Origin of the sequence: Aliamphritea ceti (assembly GCF_024347215.1) — a bacterium.
Classification (GTDB): Bacteria; Pseudomonadota; Gammaproteobacteria; order Pseudomonadales; family Balneatricaceae; genus Amphritea; species Amphritea ceti.
Genome location: NZ_AP025282.1, coordinates 3,043,302 through 3,060,453 on the forward strand (window position 1 = coordinate 3,043,302; position 17,152 = coordinate 3,060,453).

Genomic DNA, 17,152 nt, shown 5'->3' on the forward strand with positions numbered 1-17,152 from the left:
ACAGCGCCAACTCAGGATGCCTGAAGGTATCCTGAGTAACTACGGTACTTTTTACTAAATTGATAATATTTGGGGATGTAATTACCTATGGATTTCCGTAGTATCTACTTAATACGAAAGGGAATTCTCAGAAAACATAGACGAAGGATCAGCAGCTTTTCTGTCATAAGGCTTATTGCATGTTCGGACGTATCGTCGGAATACCCTTACCCTCCGGTAAGTATCACAATTTAATCAGCCCAGCTATCAAAGCGATTACCGCCGTGCTGACTCTGTGCTTACCAGTGCACATCCAGGCGGCATCCGCTCCGGCTAATCTGGAACTGATTACTGAAGACTTCCCACCGTTACAAATCCAGCTGAATAATCAGCCAAAAGGCTATGTTGTAGAATTTATTCAAGCACTGGTAAAAGAAGCCGCGCAACAACAGCCAATGGTAATAAAGGAAGTACACTTCGTCCCCTGGCGGCGGGCAATCAAAATGTCTCAGGACGGACCGAATAAACTGTTTTTTTCAATTTCACGCAACCAACAGCGCGAAAGTAAATATCACTGGATCGGCCCTGTATCACCCTATGAAGTCGTGGTCTATAAACATAAAGACGGCCCGACTCTGGTACCTACCAAACTCGATCAGCTAAAACCTTATCGGGTTGCAGTACAGGCCGGAGGCAGTCTGGACACTTACTTTACCGAGCAAGACTTCACCCCAGTAAGAGTCTCCTATACTCGCCAAACTATCAAAATGCTCCGTGCTAATCACATCGATTACGCACCACAAGTAAACAGCTTTCTCTATCGTATTGAAGAATTTGGCTACAACCCTGATGATTTCATACCGGTAATGAAAGTCGATGATCTTTCGAAGCAGTTATGGCTTGCTGCCAGCCCGGAGACACCACTGGAAGTCGTACATGCCCTGCAGGCTGCATATATAAAACTGTCTGAGATAAACCTGTTAGATGATCTGATAAGTATATATACGCCAAACAGCCCGGTGATGCTGGAATATAGATTACAAAAACGGCTGAAAAACCAGTTCTGAATTCTCAGTACTCAGGTACGCAGCTAGCGACGCGCTAACAAATAGCAAAAATAACTGCCACCTACTGCTCCAGTGATGATGCCAATCGGCAATTCCTGCGGCGCCAGTAATATGCGTGCCACTATATCTACACCTAACATAAAGCCAGCGCCTGCCAGCGCACATAACGGCAGTAAAATACGGTTATCGCCACCCACAAAAGTGCGCATAATATGTGGCACAACTAAACCAACAAAACCAATCGTCCCGGTAAGAGACACGATAATACTTGTCACCAAAGTCGCCAGTAAGAGAACCGTTACTCGCACCCTGTTAACTGAGATGCCCAGAGCAGCCGCGCTCTCCTGCCCCATCATCAGTGCATTCAAATTACGCGCCTGCCAGATAAGTAGAATCAGCCCTGCAGAAATCACCGCCACCGGAATCGGTAACAAATCCCAACGCGCTCTCCCCAAGCCACCTAGCATCCAGAAGACTACTGCTTGCGCAGCCCGCTGATCACCCAGAAAAATAAGCGCATTCGTACCGGCCATGAGTAAAAAGGAAATCGCTACCCCGGCAAGCACCATACGATCAGGTCGCTGATTTTCAGGACGACGGATTAACAGCAATAACAGAAAGAAAGATAACAATCCGCCGGCAAAGCTAAATACTGGCATGGTGTAAGCACCAATCACTAAACCTATGTGGGAAATAACCAACACAGCACCCAGTGAAGCACCGGAAGAAACACCCAATAGAAAAGGATCAGTCAGTGGGTTACGGGTAGCGGCCTGCAAAGCAGCTCCGGCAACAGCTAAACCTGCACCAGCCAGCATCGCCAATATTACCCGTGGCACCCGTAGCTCATTAATAATGACAGCCTGAGAGCGGCGCCAGTCAGGCTCGATCATAGTGCCAAGCCAATCCGGACTAATGCCATGTAGCAGAATGCCCAGCACTTGTGCCGGGCTAATCTGGCTAACACCTATCATGATGCCAGCCAGCGAAAACACCAGGATAATCAGCAGCAGAACACTGCCAGTCAACCGTGGACTGTAGGTATGACTCAAAAGTTTAACGTCCGGTCAGATACATCTTCTCAGCCAGTTTCTCGACTGCCTGAACATTCAGTGGGCCCGGGGTAATTTCACCGTATTCAAGCGGCAAAAAGCGATCATTCTTCACAGCGTCCAGCGTAGAAAGTACCGGATGGCTCTTAATAAATTCCCATGAACCTTTCCAGCCGCCTTGCTGATAATCAACCAGAATAAAGAAATCAGGCTCAGCATCCATAACCGCTTCAATGCCTACTTTGCCCCAGCTGGTATCAATATTATCCATCACATTTTCACCACCAGCCGCACGGATCAGCGCAGTTGGCATGCCAAAACGGCCAGACGTGAAGATCTTGTCTTCACCGGAGTCATACAGGAATACTTTTACTGGCGGCTTCCCTTCAGTGTTATCAGCTACTGTCTGCAAGCGGGACTTCCAGCCATCAACCAGCGTTTCGGCTTTTTCCTTTACGCCAAACACAGCGCCAAGGCGCAGCACGTCTTTATACAGCAGATCCATAGAAGCATCCGGACCTGACTTAGTCAGATGCACACATGATTCCGTCAACTCGAGAACAGGTACACCTAATTCTCCCAGACTCTGCGGCGTCAGTTCACCGTCGGTGCGCATGCCGTAGTTCCAACCGGCAAAAAACAAATCTGGATCTGCACTAAGAACGTTTTCAGTGGTCGGGTTCTTTGGTGCTAATTCCGGAATATCACCGCGTTCACGATCATATTCAGGGGAGGTTTTATACCAACCGGTAATCCCGGTCAGGCCTGCAACGCTTTTCTGAATACCCAGTGCAAATGCCATCTGACTCATATTCTGATCATGAATCACTGCCCGCTGTGGTGCAGCATCAAAAGTAACTGTACGACCACAACTATCAACGGTAACAGGGAAATCAGATGCCTGACTAAGCGGCGCCAGACTGGCAAGGAGGACTGCTGAACTGAACATTAGAGCGCGCATGTGCTTGTTCCTTCTTCTTTTTTGTGCAAGAAAAAAAGGGGAGCGAGGTGGCATAAAACGACCACTGCTCCCAAGGGTTAGAGTAGGTATTGGCACTCACGGCAAAAACTTTTTCGAATAACTCTGGGGTCAGTACTGTTTGAGGGCTACCCTCTCCCACTAACCGCCCCTGCTGCATGACTAGCACCCGATCGCAATAACGCGCCGCCAGTGGGAAATCATGCAGAGACACTAAACTGCTGACCGGTAACTTTCGTAATAACTGCATCAGACTGAGCTGATGCTCAATGTCCAGATGATTACAGGGCTCATCGAGCACCAGTAACTGCGGTTGCTGCACCAGTGCCCGACAGATCATCACGCGCTTACGCTCACCGCCTGACAGCTCACTGATATCCCGATCCAGATAACGGCTTAAATGAAACTGCCTGACAGCATCATTAATCACCTGCTCTGCATCCGGATCATTACCGGTAAACCAGTGCTGGTGCGGCGTACGGCCTGTCGCAATCACCGAACGAACACTCAGCTGAAAATCAGCGGGCATTTCCTGCGTTACAGCAGCAACCTGCAGCGCCCGTTGCCGATCTGTAAGGTCACGGACATTCCGACCATTCAGACAGACAGATCCGGCATATTGGCGCAAAGCACCAAACAGGCAGCGCAGCAGAGTCGTTTTACCGGCACCGTTAGGCCCCAGCACTCCGACAACTTCGCCAGGACGCATACTGAAACTGACATCATCGAGCAGCAAACGCTGTTGATCGCCAGACACAGTCAAGTCCTTAACCTGCAGCAGATCAGCCACGGCTTTAACTACCGGTTATTCCGGAAGGATATTGTGTAATTTCGAATTGTCTTTGCCATGTGTAACCTATGTTCACACACGGACAAGCTTGCCCAGGAAAAAAAGCTAAAAAGCTTTTTGCCCAGAACCGCCCACCGCGATTGTATAAGGGTAATCAACAGGCTGGTTTCCGGGCTTAACAGTTGGCAGATGCCGGCGATCAACCCTTCCCAAGCATTTGCTCAGTGGTATTGCTGATCGCTAAACTGTAATTACCGTTGCGGGGGCAGCGCCGGAGTTACACCGGCTTCCCAATTATCAGCCGAACATAAAATGTTCGGCTGCACCTGTCGCGTACAGAATTAGTTGGCCAGCATATTATTTAGGAAATCAGAGAAACACAACCCCTGTTTACGGATATTTTTTCACCGGCCTGAACGGTCCTTTACACCGCCCTGCTTTAGACCAAAGCCTGATCCAGCGCTGACAATGCCGCAAACACTCATGCTTTAGGCGTGCACACATAGATAACAATAAGTTTCATTTGTCTTTGTATATCCAACTCTCTATCATCGCTCAATACAGTCGGGGAACCAGATTTCTGGTTGAGATTGCACACGTTTACTCACGCGTGTTGAACCCGTAGAACCTGATCCAGTTAATTGGCGTAGGAAATCTGTGAACATCGCTTACAGCTATTCTTCTCACTGCCCTGTTTTGGATCTATCCGTTGTTAACGCCAAACGCAGGAAAGCCCCATGTCGCAGTCACCCAACACCCCTATCGTCCTTAGCGTAGCTGGCTCAGACAGCGGCGGCGGTGCTGGTATTCAGGCAGACATCAAAGCAATTTCCGCAACCGGCAGTTATGCCTGCACAGTCATTACCGCACTGACAGCTCAAAACACCCGTGGTGTATCCGGCGTAATGGCTGTTCCCGGAGACTTCATTGAACAGCAGTTCGAAGCAATTTTCAGTGATATCCAAGTAGATGCCGTCAAAATCGGCATGCTTGGCGATTCAGCCACTATCAGCACTGTTGCTGCAGCTATCCGCAAATATAAGCCTGAATACGTGGTGTTAGATCCGGTGATGGTCGCGACCAGTGGCGATGTTTTACTTGCTGCTGAAGCAACTGACACCCTGATAAACGAACTGATACCACTTGCGGACGTTATCACGCCTAACTTGCCCGAAGCGCAGGCATTACTGGCAGCCCGCCCGGCTCTCAATACCACTGACATGAACGAGACCGAAGCACAGTGTAAGCAATTGCTAAGCTACGGCTGTCAATCAGTATTAATTAAAGGCGGTCATCAGGAAGCAGACACAAGTACTGACTTCTGGCTCGGCAGTGAAGGTTTACGCACCTACAGCAGTCAGCGTATAGACACTAAGAACACCCACGGCACAGGCTGTACGCTATCCGCCAGCATTGCGTCTTTTCTGGCACAGGGCTACCCAATGGCCGAAGCAATTCAACAAGCTAAAAACTATATTCAGGCAGCCATCGAACATGCCGACACCCTAAAAATTGGCGAAGGCTCTGGCCCGGTACACCACTTTTACCGTCAGGCTCTGTAATGACCGCCACTGAGATAAACATTCGTCAGCTTAGCCTGCAGTACGAGCATGCACCGACACCTGTTTTTAAAGATCTTGATCTGCGATTACCCGCAGGACAGTGGACTTGCCTGCTAGGCAGCAGTGGCTGTGGCAAAACCAGCCTGCTAAGAATGCTGGCGGGTCTGATTGAACCTCAACATCACAGCCATGGTAAAATTACCGATCAGCAAGGCCAGCCTCTGGATGGTCGAATCGCTTATATGGCCCAGCAGGATTTACTACTGCCATGGCTCAAAGTACGTGACAATGTTTGTCTGCAAGCCCGTCTTAGCAAGGGCAAACCTTCCGCTGAGGATTACGCCCGTGCAGATCAGCTATTAGTTCAGCTCGGTCTGGAAGACAGCCTTCATCTGTTACCTGATGCCCTGTCTGGCGGAATGCGCCAGCGAGTCGCACTGGCCCGCACTTTAATGCAGGACACTCCGGTTGTACTGATGGATGAACCCTTTAGCGCGCTGGATGCTGTGACCCGTCACCGTTTACAAGCCCTGGCATTTAAAGCCCTTGAAGGCCGTACGGTTCTACTTATTACTCACGACCCTCAGGAAGCCCTTCGGCTTGGTCAGCACGTTTGGTTGTTTCAGCAACGTCAGCTTAAGGCTGCCACGACACCCAATACTCCCGTTCCCAGATCTGTCGATGCGGAACTTGGTGAATACCAGCACCGCTTGTTAGCCGCGTTACAGGCTGCAGATGAGCAGTTCAGCATGGAGACGGCCGATGAATAAGCCAGTAACGCCGGCAGATACTAAAACGCCGGTTACACTCAGCCCCGATCTGCAGCGCAATAAGCACCGAAATTCGGGCCGTCGACAGATTCTGTTTCGCCTCACTGTTACCACTCTGGTTTTACTTGGCCTGTGGCAAGCAATCGTCGTTATCTTTGCCATGCCGCCGTTCATCCTGCCATCACCTTTTTTGGTATTCGATAAGCTCATCAGCAATCCTGAACTGCTCTGGGATCACAGTCTGATAACGCTGACTGAAATAGTCTTAGGTCTGTTTCTTGGTCTGTTTATGGGCATAGGGCTGGCCTTGCAGATGCTGCTTTTTAACCCGGTACGCCGCTGGTTATTACCCGTTCTGATTGCCAGTCAGGCAATTCCTGTTTTTGCCCTCGCACCTATTCTGATGCTCTGGTTTGGCTATGGTATGGCCTCAAAAGTAATCATGGCTGCACTGATTATCTTCTTTCCGGTAACTACTACCTGCTTTGACGGTCTGCGTCATACACCTACTGGCTATCTTGACCTGGCCACAACCATGCGCGCCAGCCGCTGGCGCCAGCTCTGGCATATTCGTCTACCAGCTGCCCTGCCTACTTTGGCATCAGGTATTCGGGTTGCCGTTGTAGTTGCGCCTATTGGAGCAGTTGTCGGTGAATGGGTAGGTTCTGCCGGAGGTTTGGGCTATCTGATGCTACAAGCTAACGCACGAATGCAGATTGCCGACATGTTCGCGGCACTGTTTATCCTCGCGATATTTTCCATCCTGCTGTACTACAGCACGGACCAGTTACTTAAAAAAGCCATTCCCTGGTATCGGGAAAAGCCACACAACATCTGAAATGAAACAACGGAAACCGTTATGAAAAAAATTCTCGCTTTTGCCTTGATTATGTTCAGCCAGCAAGCGCTGGCTGAAAAAGTCACTCTTATGCTGGACTGGTTTGTTAACCCGGACCACGGCCCAATTATCGTTGCTCAGCAGCAAGGTCTGTTTAAAGCACAGGGGCTGGATATCGAAATCACCGAACCTGCTGATCCAAGCACCCCGCCTAAGCTGGTTGCTGCCGGTAAATTCGATCTGGCGGTAACCTACCAGCCACAGCTTATCCGTGACGTGGTGGAAGACCTGCCTCTGAGCCGGGTATCTACGCTGATTGCTACCCCACTGAATACAGTGATGGTACTTAAAGACAACGGCTACAACACACTGGCTGACCTGAAAGGTAAGAAAATCGGCTACGCCTTCGACGGCGGCCTGGTTGATGCTACGGTCGGTACTATGCTGAGCAAAAACGGCATCAGCATCGACGACGTTGAACTGATCAACGTCGGCTGGTCCCTGTCTGCTTCACTGGCAACTGGCAAGGTAGATGCCATCTACGGCGGCTACCGTAACTTCGAAATGCATCAGCTGAGCATGGAAGGTTTTGAAGGCAAAGGCTTCTACGTAGAAGAAGAAGGTATTCCGCCATACGACGAACTGGTTGTAGTGGCAAACAGCAACAAGATCGACAAAGACATGCTGCGCAAATTCAACCGCGCCCTGGAACTGGCAACTCAATACACAGTTAACCACCCGGATGAAGCATGGGACCTGTTCAAGTCTTACGGCGACGGTAATAAGCTGGACACTGAACTGAACCGCCGTGCATGGAAAGACACCCTGGTTCGTTTCGCCCTGCGCCCACAAGCGGCTGATCTGGGCCGTTACGACAACTACGCACAATTCCTGTTCGACAACGGCGTGATTAAAACCCTGCCAAAAGCTACTGATTACATTGTCCAGTAAGAACGAGTCCAGTAATGCCGGATAAAGCATAGGAAAACACCACTATGAATCATCAGGACCTGATTAAAGGCTGCCAGCAAGACTGGGACCTGTACATCAAACACCCCTTCGTGCAGCAGCTCGGCCAGGGGACATTGGCGAATGAGAGTTTCCGCCATTATTTGCAACAGGACTACCTCTACCTGATCCACTACGCCCGTGCCCATGCTCTGGCGGTATTCAAGAGCGACAGCCCGGCACAAATGCGTGCCAGCCTGCCATCTCTGTCTGCACTGGTTGAACACGAAATCAGCCTGCATATCGATTACTGCAAGTCCTGGGGCTTACAGGAAAACGACATTCTGGAACTACCGGAAGCCGTTGCCACTGTTGCCTACACCCGCTACCTGATCGATGCAGGCCTGCAAGGTGACCTGGCAGACCTGTACGCGGCACTGGTGCCCTGTGCACTGGGTTACGCCCACGTCGGCCAGTACCTGACTGAAGCCGGCAACAGCATCACCGAAGGCAACCCATACACCAACTGGATCGACATGTACGCCGGTGAGGAATATCAGGAAGCAGCCTATGCGACTACGGCGTTCTTTGATGAACTGATTGCAGAAATCCCGGTAGATTCACGCCGTGGACGCCAGCTTCAAAAGCACTTCACCACTGCAACCCGCATGGAAATTGCTTTCTGGCAGCAAGGTCTGGATCTGACGGAATAACACTTACCTCAGATAGCCGCGGAGCTTTTGCGCCAAAACAGAAAAGCCTTAGCGATCACCCGCTAAGGCTTTTTTATTTGTCTGAATTTAACTAACAGGTACTAAAAACAGGCGCACTGAACCTCCAGCATACATTTCTACCGGGCACCAACCCTGTATAAATTGTGATGTGCTAAAGTCAGACTGAACCTGTCATATAGCGATAAATAACAAAATGCCGAAAACGCTAAGAACATTTTTTGAAAGTGAACTGGAACGTATCTACAGCGAAGAGGTTCTGTCACCTGAAAAGTATGAACAGGTAAGACAATCCCGAACATTCATGAATAAATACTTTTCAGAGAAGCTGGAACTGGATGACCTTGCTAAAGCGGCGTGTATGTCCCGATTTCATTTTGTCAGAATATTTCAGCGCATGTACGGTTTAACACCCAGAGTGTATTTAAGGGACCTACGCATTTCTAAAGCCAAAGACCTTATAAAAACAGGTTTATCTGTCACGCAGGTTTGTCTGGAAGTTGGCTACGAAAGCGTGCCGACATTTTCGTCGGTCTTTAAAAAATGTACCGGCTGTACCCCCAGAGAGTATCAGCGTATGCATAACAGCAATCCGGAATAAGTTTTCAACGCCGATCCCGACTATGCTTTATCTGTACGCCATTCAGCAGAGAGTTTTGAAGATATGATTAAAATATACGTCACCAGTATTCCCGTTGATGATCAGGACAAAGCCCTGGACTTCTATACCCACGTTTTAGGCTTTATCAAGAAGAAAGATATTCCTTTGGGAGAACACAAATGGCTAACGGTTGTATCACCCGCCGAGCAGTCTGGTGTTGAGTTACTGCTGGAACCGATGGGATTTGAGCCTGCAAAAGTATATCAACAGTCTCTGAAAGAAGCGGGTATTCCATGTACATCCTTCGCAGTTGACGATATAGACAAAGAGTACGAGAGACTTTCCAGTTTAGATGTGCAATTCTCAATGGAGCCTACAATAGCCGGAACCGTTAAGATTGCAGTACTGGATGATACCTGCGGTAACTATATTCAACTGATGCAGGAGCTGTAAACACAACACAGGTCTATGCGATTAACATCTACATACAGGGTCAGATTGTGTCTGACCTCCCTTCCTTCTCTTTTAGCAAGTTGAAGACAAAAAAAGTTCTGGCCCTCTCTCTTTGGTACTACTTCCTCCGCTGACAATTTAATTTTTCACAATGCGCCCTGATAATACTTTAACTAGACTAAAATCAGAGAAATGAGGCTAGTACTATGGTGAAGTTATCCAGAGCGCAGTTTGATCAGGATTATACTATCGGGCATCTTCAGGAGTTGTCGGTATTTGGCGCGTTGAATCAGGAATTTGTCGGACACCTGCTTGAGCAGTGCGAGATATACCGTACAGAACAAGGCGACCTTCTTTTCTCAGACGGCCAGTCCCCAAGAGGTTTTTATATCCTGATTAAGGGCGACAGCACTCTCTATCATGGCCCTCAGATACAGAATCGTATCGTCAACGTTCTCCAGCCCGGAGAATGTGTTGGCTTTATCAGTATGCTCTCAATGAACTCTGTAATTGGGGATGTGACTCCAGTTACCGGTTCCGTGGTTCTGCGAATCAGCGATCATCTGTTTGCCAGCCTGCCGGAAATAGACGGTGAGCAGTCCTTTATCCTGTTAATGAACTTGACCCGTAATATCTGCCGGGCTTATATCAAGCATGCGATTCAGAATTAAAGGAGCCTGTTCACTCCTGACCTAAAGTAACACTGTTCCGCTATAGGCAGAATAAATAGCTTTAAAAACAAGATGATGTAATCATCTGCCCAGATTAACAGGCAAAAGGCCTGCTCATCTGGGAAAATTAAAAATAAGCTTCTGGACTTTACGTCATACCTGAATCAGTCTGACCATAATAATTAGCGGTTGCTGGCTGACCTGTTCTGAGTACCCGGTTATCGGCTCCCTCGAACTCATCAACATCATAACGACGATCGATAGGCGCGTTTGCCAAACCAAACAAAGAATACTTTTGTGCAGCCAGAACAAAATCCGCCAGACGTATCTGCTCAAGCTGTTTATTGAATGCGTCATCATCCAGCACTTGCTGACGCTGTAACTCTAAGCGTTCTTCATTCAAACGCTCCAGCTCCAGCTGTTCTTGCTCCTGCGCCAGCGCTGCCCGACCAGCATCGCTGATGCTTACCTGTACACCGGGACGTTCATTACGTATCGGTTCGATAGTGTCGGTGTAAGCGGCAATTGCCCGCTCAGCACGGTTAACGGGAGTAACAGAAGATACCTGGTTGACTGCTACTGAAGTAATATTTGTGATGCCTTCCATAACCGATCCTCCATATCCCTGCTATTCAGTTGGTGGGATGGAGTGAGCAAATAGCTCACCTATTGATCGATATATAAACACTTGTAACTGAAATATTGCTGAAAGAGTTGTCACAGCTTGTGAGAATCAACGGATATGCTCTCATGATTTTCACGTTATTTAGAAAATCAGCCCTGCAATTTTCAAGCAAACATAAAAAAACCAACGACTTTTCAGCCGTTGGTTTTGGACTTTCAGATTAAAATAATCCGATTATTGCTGAGTAACGATAAATCCCTGCAGATTGGTCAAATCCAGCACCGGCGTACCAGTATTTGTCAGATTCAGATTACGCATAATCAACTGACGGCTAATAGCTAAATTGTCGCCAGAACCGTTGAAGGAAACACCTGCATCAAAACTGCCATCTACTAATATATTGTCGAGTGCTACCTGATATCCCAATGCACCAGCCTGTATACCGGTAAACTGATTGAAGGAATCTCTGATTGACACACCATAGCCAGGCACGACATTTCGAACCTGAATGCCGCTTAACTGAAGTGAAGCGTTACCACGGGAATTGGTAATTTCATCATAAGCATGACTGATATCAATACCGTTAGAAGCGCCGTCTACCAGGATATTTCGCAATATTGTTGTGCTGTTAACAGTACTGTTTGTCGTCTCGTCGTAAGCACCGCTCATATCAATCGCGTCAGCGTTTGGATTAAGAATACCTATATCTTTAGCTGTTACATTCTCAACGAGAAGCTGTGCGTTCAGAGTGCTGTCAGACAACTCATCAAAAACCTGTAGATTAATACCGTCGTCAGCGGTTCGGTTAATAGTGATATTGCTCAGAGTAAGCTTCGCCGCTAAAGTACTGCCAATAAACTCATCAAGACCACCACCGAAGTAGATTCCCTCGCCCGATCCCGCAAAACCGGCATCAGCAATATTAATGTTTTTCATTGCTATTTGAATATCAGCATTTGCATTATTGAACTCATCAAATGCTCCGTTAAACGCAATCGCTGTTCCCGGTGTTTTACTGACAGCTACGTTATCAAAATCCAACACGAGCTTACCGTTTCCGCCATCAAACTGATCAAACATGTTCGACATACTGAAGCCGTTAGCTGCTAAATCAACAATTCCCACATTCTCGATAGCAACATTCTTAAAGGCAATTTCAAAATCCGCTGTGCCATTCGCAAACTGATTAAATGCATTGAGCATACGAACACCATCTTCGCCGGTATTCGATATGTTCAAACCGTTGAAACTGAGCGTGCCCTTACCGGATTTAAACCCATTCACTGAACTCCTGAAATCTATACCAGTCAGGCCGATATCATGAAGAGTAATGTTATTAAACTGCGTATCCAGATTAACGGTATCAGCACTCACCAAGCCTCCGGGGCCAGTAAAATCAATACCAGAGCCGCCCGCCTGCTGTATATTTATTGAATTGGCACGCAAGGTCAGATCAGATGCGCCACCTAACCGGATACCGGCACCGCCAACATCGGTTATATTCAGATCGTCAAATACCAATGTCTGGCGTGTTAATACTGCACCGGTCATTTCCTGTGTAACATTACGATCACTGAAACCATGGTTAAAAATGCTACCAGACGCAAAGCCTGCACCCGTCACATTTAAACCAATAAAGTGATTACCATCGGCAACCTGAAACACAGGCGTATTCGCGGTATGTGTAATCTGTGGTCGGCTGCCTGATGCGGTATATACACCGCTACCGCCTGTTTTAGCGCCTGTTAATTGCACCCTGCTCCCACCGCCCAGTAAGGTCTGTTTAGCAGCCATCACCCGGCCACCACTCAGTGCTCCCGCACTTCCATCCAATACAATTAAGGTATTACTGCCCTCACTAATAGCCTGAGTCAGGCTGGCATCATCCTTAGCAAATGCAACCTGTGTCAGAGCCGTTCCTGTAGCTGCATCTTCTACAGCTTCACGTCCGGAATCTGCAGAGACAATATCAGTATCCCGTTCCAGAGCCGCAAGCATACGGGTCTCCTGAACAGACAAGCCTGATTTAAAGCGGTTAGGCTTACCTGTAATTAACGGAATTTTCAGTTTCAGACCAAATTCCCAGTTATCATCCCGCACCTTGTCATGGCTATAGCCAGTTTCAAGCACCAGCGAAGAACCTGGCAGCGCTGCAAAAATATCATTAAAGCGCCATTCTGCCCGCAACTTTGGCCCTGTCACCGGCTCAGCAGCCAGATCATCATCAAACCAGAAAGCACCGCCATGCAACCACAGCTCACTGCCTGTTCCCACATTTATGGGTAAACGGTAACCCGCTTCAAAATCCACACCATGCAGCGGCACTTCGGCTGCACCGGTAATAAATATCTGGTTGCCAACAACCTGAGCAGTAACAGGTGTGTTGTATGCCTTAGCATCTGAAAGTGGATAATAACCATTAAAGCGCAAGCCCCAGTCGGCACTCAGTGCTTCCAAACCCGCCGCCACCTGGCGAAACCGGTTATCTGAAGTTGATACCCGCTGATCCAAACCGACCCAGCCCCCCAGGTTCCATCCAGAATCAAGCATTTGGCGATATCCCAGTGCCACGTTGCCTTCCCGGCTGCCTTCAGTAAATAATTTGCCTCGTAACTCTGTAAATAGCATCCGGTCTTCAGCCTGATACAAAGGTACAAACAGCGCAGCTTCACCGCGGCTGGCATTATCTGAACCGGCAAAGCCACCAACTTCCAGCCAGGGCTGCCATTTATTTTCTTCGCTCTGGCTGGCCTTCACACCCTGAACAAGGGCAATGCTGGAAATAACCAGACAGGTGGAAATTGTTTTGCCGAATAACGCTGGATTCAGGGCTAACATCTCGGTTTGATGCTCCGTTAACTAATAGAAAACGACAGCCAGACAAAACAGAAAAAAGCCCGCCAACAGGTTGCAGTTAATATGCAGGTTTCGCAGATCCCCCCCGATCAAACGGGACCACCTGCCAGCGGGCGACTCTTCCTGTCAGCATTTGCTGTCAGTCAAAGAAGCTCCGATGCGGACGTCTCTCCACGACACTTGATGATCCCTCAGTGCTGTACCGGCTTGGAGCGTACAGCTGATGATTCCCGACATCAGAACGAGATGAAGTTTTACAAAGAAAACTTAAGAAACTCTTAAGGAACTACAATAAAACGCGGTTATAGCTTAGCTATCATGGCTATCCAATACCGCTACTAACACAAGAACGGCGATGCATAAACATGAACGCTTAGAAAGTAGATATACCAAGCTTGATAGGGTTTATAATTGTGCATTCTACACAGCAAATGTTAAGTTAACTGATTGAAAGCAAAGTATTACTTTGGACATAGAATGAAACTGAGTATCAAATTTTTCTCCACATTACTGCTAACCTGCCTGGCCTTATCTCAAGTCAATGCCGCTGAATACGAAGTAAAAATGCTCAATGCCAGCGAGAACGGCAACATGGTATTTGAACCTGCAGTCTTACAAGTTGAAGTGGGAGATACAGTTACTTTTGTTCCTACTGACCCTATCCATGATTCAATCTCGGTACTGGCCCCTCCCGGTGCAAATACCTGGCACGGTCAAAGAGATCAGAGTGTCAGCGTGACCATCAATAAAGAAGGTGTCTACATCTATAAATGTGCCCCCCATTACTACTACGGTATGGTCGGTGTCATCCATGCTGGCAAGCCGGTTAACCTGACAGAAGCCCAGCAGGCTGCGAGAGAGATCAGCTCAAAATTCCTTATGAATAAAGACCGCCTGATCAGTTACCTGGACCAGCTGAAATAAAACAATCCCACAAAAAAAGGCCTCATAACAATGAGGCCTTTTTTTAACTGCTATTAATTCTGCTAATCATATTCAGCAAAATCTGAACGTCAGACCGGCAAGGTTATTTGTACAGTCAGGCCACCTTCTGGCGTATCACACAACTCATAATTACCCTGGTGCAGCTCAACGATGGTTTTAACAATCGTCATACCCAGCCCGGCCCCCGGTAAATGTTTATTACCTGCCCGATAGAAACGTTCGAATACCTGTGCCTTTTGTTCATCACTCAGCCCAGGGCCATGGTCTATTACCCGCACCTGTACCTGATCGCCAAAGGTAAGTAACTCAATCTGAATTTTATCGCCTTCATTACTGTAGCGAATCGCATTTTCAATCAGGTTACGTAACAAAATACCCAACAGCACTGGCTGCCCCTGAATACTCAGTTCAACATCAGACGCCGTGTGCTGCAGTTCAACATCCATATTGCGATTCAGCACTTGCGGATAAAGCTCAGCAATCACATCCCCCGCAACAGCAGGCAAAGCAACAGCTTCAGTTTGCATACCTTCTGCATTTTGCGGATTCAACCGTGCCAGCTCAAGCAACTGATTAATCAGCCGCTCCATTCTAACCACGCCTTCATTGAGCTGTGTTTCATTGGAGTTATCGGTATTAATGAACATCCGCAGCGCAGCCAGCGGGGTTCGCAGCTCATGGGCGGCATCATCAGTAAAGCGACGTTCCCGTTCCAGCATATCCTCAACTTTGGCAAACATTGAATTCAGCGCATCAATCGGTGCATTCAGCTCTTCTGCTAAATCCGGTTTCGTAAGTGCCGTCAGATTATTCGGATCACGCTCACTCAGCTCATGCCCCAGATTTACCAGAGGCTCCATACCTTTACGTACCACCAGATAAATACCCAGACACAACAAGAGTGCAGCTATCGCCAGCGCCGGTATAAAACTCAGGCTGATCTCAAGCCCCAGATAAGACCGCAAAGGCATATTCTGAGCACTGCTGATCCATAACTCCCGTTGCGAATCGTAAATACTGAATACCCGCCATTCATCTTCACCTAACTCAAGTTCGCTGAACCCGGAGACAGGTATTGCTTCAGGTAAGTTGCCGGGTATCGAATTGAACAACACCTGGCCATTTTTATCCTGAATGATTACCGCCAGACCATCCGTAAAATATTCAACAGACTCCTGCTCTTCATGATCAAGATTTTGTCCCAGATACTGGGTCAGATCACCAGCATGCTCCGACGCCTGCTCACGCTGCCATCCGCCAAGTACCTCCTGAAGATCGTCCTCTTCATGGGGCAACAAGGTATCTATCAGAGATGCTGCCTGTATCAGGCCAGCATCAAACACTTCTTCGGTTTCATGATTTGTCATATAGATAGCGCTAAGCAAAGACAGCGAGCCCCCCAGACAAATCAGCATCAGGGTCCAGTAGAGGATATAACTCTGAATTGAATACACCTTAGCTTTCAACAAAATACCCTACTCCCCTGACGGTTTTCACCAGATTTTTACCAAACTTTTTACGCAGATTATGCACGTGCACTTCCAGTGCATTACTCTCTAAATCATCCTCATAAAGTTGTGCTTCTATCTGACGGCGGGTCAATACCCGGCCGGCGCTCTCCAGCAAATACATCAGCAAATCGTATTCACGGCGCCCCAGCGATACCAACTCACCCTGTAAAGTCACTTGCCGCGCCTGAGTATCAATGCTGATATCTCTATACGTCAGCAATGCCTGACTACGGCCAGCCGCACGACGCTGTAATGCTCTGATGCGCGCTTCCAGCTCATCCAGGTCAAAGGGTTTCACCAGATAATCATCCGCACCATTATCCAGACCTTCAACACGGTGACTAATGGAATCCCTGGCGGTGAGTATCAACACCGGCAACTCTACTTCACGGCGAATTCGCCGCAGCACTTCCAGGCCGTCAATGTCCGGTAAATTAAGGTCAAGAATCAGTAAGTCAGGCCGCAAGTCCAGCACTGCACTTACCCCCGGCTCGCCGGCTTCAACCCAGTCAACCCGGTAGCCTCTCTGCTGCAGGTTTAGCTGGATACCCTGACCGAGCAATGGATCATCTTCAATTAAGAGAATTCGCATAAATATCTATACACATAATTAACATCTGCCGGATGTAGCACGTATTCTCCGGCGCATAATTGTGCGTCAGCATACACCATTGCCACGAAAAGTTAGCTGGCCAAAAGTACCAAACAGAGCATTCCTGTTTTTTTATGAAGCAAAAAAAACCAATAGCCTCCCAACTATTGGTTTGGTTTAAA

Annotated in this window: 17 protein-coding genes and 2 riboswitches; of the genes, 10 read left to right on the forward strand and 7 right to left on the reverse strand. The window is 48.2% G+C overall.

The features are described from left to right. Window positions 1–179 precede the first annotated feature (179 nt). Complete coding sequence (locus OCU49_RS13980; protein WP_261841182.1) at window positions 180–1,046, forward strand: substrate-binding periplasmic protein; 867 nt, start codon at window positions 180–182, stop codon at window positions 1,044–1,046. 23 nt (window positions 1,047–1,069) lie between these two features. On the opposite strand, the gene OCU49_RS13985 is transcribed toward OCU49_RS13980, so the two are convergent. The 3 genes from OCU49_RS13985 to OCU49_RS13995 are packed head-to-tail and all read right to left on the reverse strand — an operon-like array spanning window position 1,070 to window position 3,834. Then, window positions 1,070–2,098 carry a FecCD family ABC transporter permease gene (locus OCU49_RS13985; RefSeq protein ID WP_261841183.1) on the reverse strand — a complete coding sequence of 343 codons (1,029 nt, stop codon included), beginning with the start codon at window positions 2,096–2,098 and terminating at the stop codon, window positions 1,070–1,072. A 4-nt stretch (window positions 2,099–2,102) separates the two neighbouring features. Continuing rightward, entirely contained in the window at window positions 2,103–3,059 is a 957-nt protein-coding gene (locus OCU49_RS13990) for an ABC transporter substrate-binding protein (RefSeq protein ID WP_261841184.1), read from the reverse strand. Then, window positions 3,004–3,834 (reverse strand): ABC transporter ATP-binding protein, encoded by an 831-nt coding sequence (locus OCU49_RS13995; protein WP_261841185.1) that lies wholly within the window; start codon window positions 3,832–3,834, stop codon window positions 3,004–3,006. The genes OCU49_RS13990 and OCU49_RS13995 overlap by 56 nt, the downstream gene beginning before the upstream one ends. Window positions 3,835–4,010: 176 nt before the next feature. Continuing rightward, window positions 4,011–4,212: riboswitch (cobalamin riboswitch) on the reverse strand. 210 nt (window positions 4,213–4,422) lie between these two features. Further along, window positions 4,423–4,538: riboswitch (TPP riboswitch) on the forward strand. Between the two features lie 66 nt (window positions 4,539–4,604). Here OCU49_RS13995 and thiD point away from each other — a divergent pair. The 8 genes from thiD to OCU49_RS14035 all read left to right on the forward strand — a co-directional run bounded on the left by thiD (window position 4,605) and on the right by OCU49_RS14035 (window position 10,441). After that, on the forward strand, window positions 4,605–5,429 hold the full coding sequence (thiD, locus tag OCU49_RS14000) for a bifunctional hydroxymethylpyrimidine kinase/phosphomethylpyrimidine kinase (protein WP_261841186.1): 825 nt from the start codon (window positions 4,605–4,607) through the stop codon (window positions 5,427–5,429). Further along, window positions 5,429–6,199 carry an ABC transporter ATP-binding protein gene (locus OCU49_RS14005; protein ID WP_261841187.1) on the forward strand — a complete coding sequence of 257 codons (771 nt, stop codon included), beginning with the start codon at window positions 5,429–5,431 and terminating at the stop codon, window positions 6,197–6,199. Before thiD ends, OCU49_RS14005 begins: the two co-directional genes overlap by 1 nt. Continuing rightward, window positions 6,192–7,037 carry an ABC transporter permease gene (locus tag OCU49_RS14010; protein ID WP_261841188.1) on the forward strand — a complete coding sequence of 282 codons (846 nt, stop codon included), beginning with the start codon at window positions 6,192–6,194 and terminating at the stop codon, window positions 7,035–7,037. The genes OCU49_RS14005 and OCU49_RS14010 overlap by 8 nt, the downstream gene beginning before the upstream one ends. A 21-nt stretch (window positions 7,038–7,058) precedes the next feature. Further along, on the forward strand, window positions 7,059–7,988 hold the full coding sequence (locus OCU49_RS14015; RefSeq protein ID WP_261841189.1) for an ABC transporter substrate-binding protein: 930 nt from the start codon (window positions 7,059–7,061) through the stop codon (window positions 7,986–7,988). 44 nt (window positions 7,989–8,032) lie between these two features. Next, a complete protein-coding gene (gene tenA, locus OCU49_RS14020) occupies window positions 8,033–8,698 on the forward strand; it encodes a thiaminase II (protein WP_261841190.1) in 666 nt (221 codons plus the stop codon). Between the two features lie 214 nt (window positions 8,699–8,912). Then, window positions 8,913–9,317, forward strand: coding sequence for a helix-turn-helix domain-containing protein (locus OCU49_RS14025; RefSeq protein ID WP_261841191.1), 405 nt, complete (start codon window positions 8,913–8,915; stop codon window positions 9,315–9,317). A 63-nt stretch (window positions 9,318–9,380) separates the two neighbouring features. Continuing rightward, on the forward strand, window positions 9,381–9,770 hold the full coding sequence (locus tag OCU49_RS14030) for a VOC family protein (protein ID WP_272885298.1): 390 nt from the start codon (window positions 9,381–9,383) through the stop codon (window positions 9,768–9,770). Window positions 9,771–9,976: 206 nt separating this feature from the next. Further along, window positions 9,977–10,441: a cyclic nucleotide-binding domain-containing protein gene (locus OCU49_RS14035; RefSeq protein WP_261841192.1), complete on the forward strand. Its 465-nt coding sequence runs from the start codon at window positions 9,977–9,979 to the stop codon at window positions 10,439–10,441. A gap of 148 nt (window positions 10,442–10,589) precedes the next feature. On the opposite strand, the gene OCU49_RS14040 is transcribed toward OCU49_RS14035, so the two are convergent. Further along, window positions 10,590–11,048: a hypothetical protein gene (locus tag OCU49_RS14040; protein WP_261841193.1), complete on the reverse strand. Its 459-nt coding sequence runs from the start codon at window positions 11,046–11,048 to the stop codon at window positions 10,590–10,592. Between the two features lie 252 nt (window positions 11,049–11,300). Continuing rightward, window positions 11,301–13,904, reverse strand: coding sequence for an inverse autotransporter beta domain-containing protein (locus tag OCU49_RS14045; RefSeq protein WP_261841194.1), 2,604 nt, complete (start codon window positions 13,902–13,904; stop codon window positions 11,301–11,303). A 495-nt stretch (window positions 13,905–14,399) separates the two neighbouring features. On the opposite strand from OCU49_RS14045, the gene OCU49_RS14050 reads away from it, so the two are divergent. After that, window positions 14,400–14,846 carry a pseudoazurin gene (locus OCU49_RS14050; RefSeq protein WP_261841195.1) on the forward strand — a complete coding sequence of 149 codons (447 nt, stop codon included), beginning with the start codon at window positions 14,400–14,402 and terminating at the stop codon, window positions 14,844–14,846. A gap of 89 nt (window positions 14,847–14,935) precedes the next feature. Here OCU49_RS14050 and OCU49_RS14055 read toward each other — a convergent pair whose 3' ends face one another. Together OCU49_RS14055 and OCU49_RS14060 are read right to left on the reverse strand one after the other, a co-directional pair. Further along, complete coding sequence (locus tag OCU49_RS14055) at window positions 14,936–16,336, reverse strand: ATP-binding protein (protein ID WP_261841196.1); 1,401 nt, start codon at window positions 16,334–16,336, stop codon at window positions 14,936–14,938. Next, window positions 16,323–16,970, reverse strand: coding sequence for a response regulator (locus OCU49_RS14060; RefSeq protein ID WP_261841197.1), 648 nt, complete (start codon window positions 16,968–16,970; stop codon window positions 16,323–16,325). The genes OCU49_RS14055 and OCU49_RS14060 overlap by 14 nt, the downstream gene beginning before the upstream one ends. Between the last annotated feature and the right edge of the window lie 182 nt (window positions 16,971–17,152).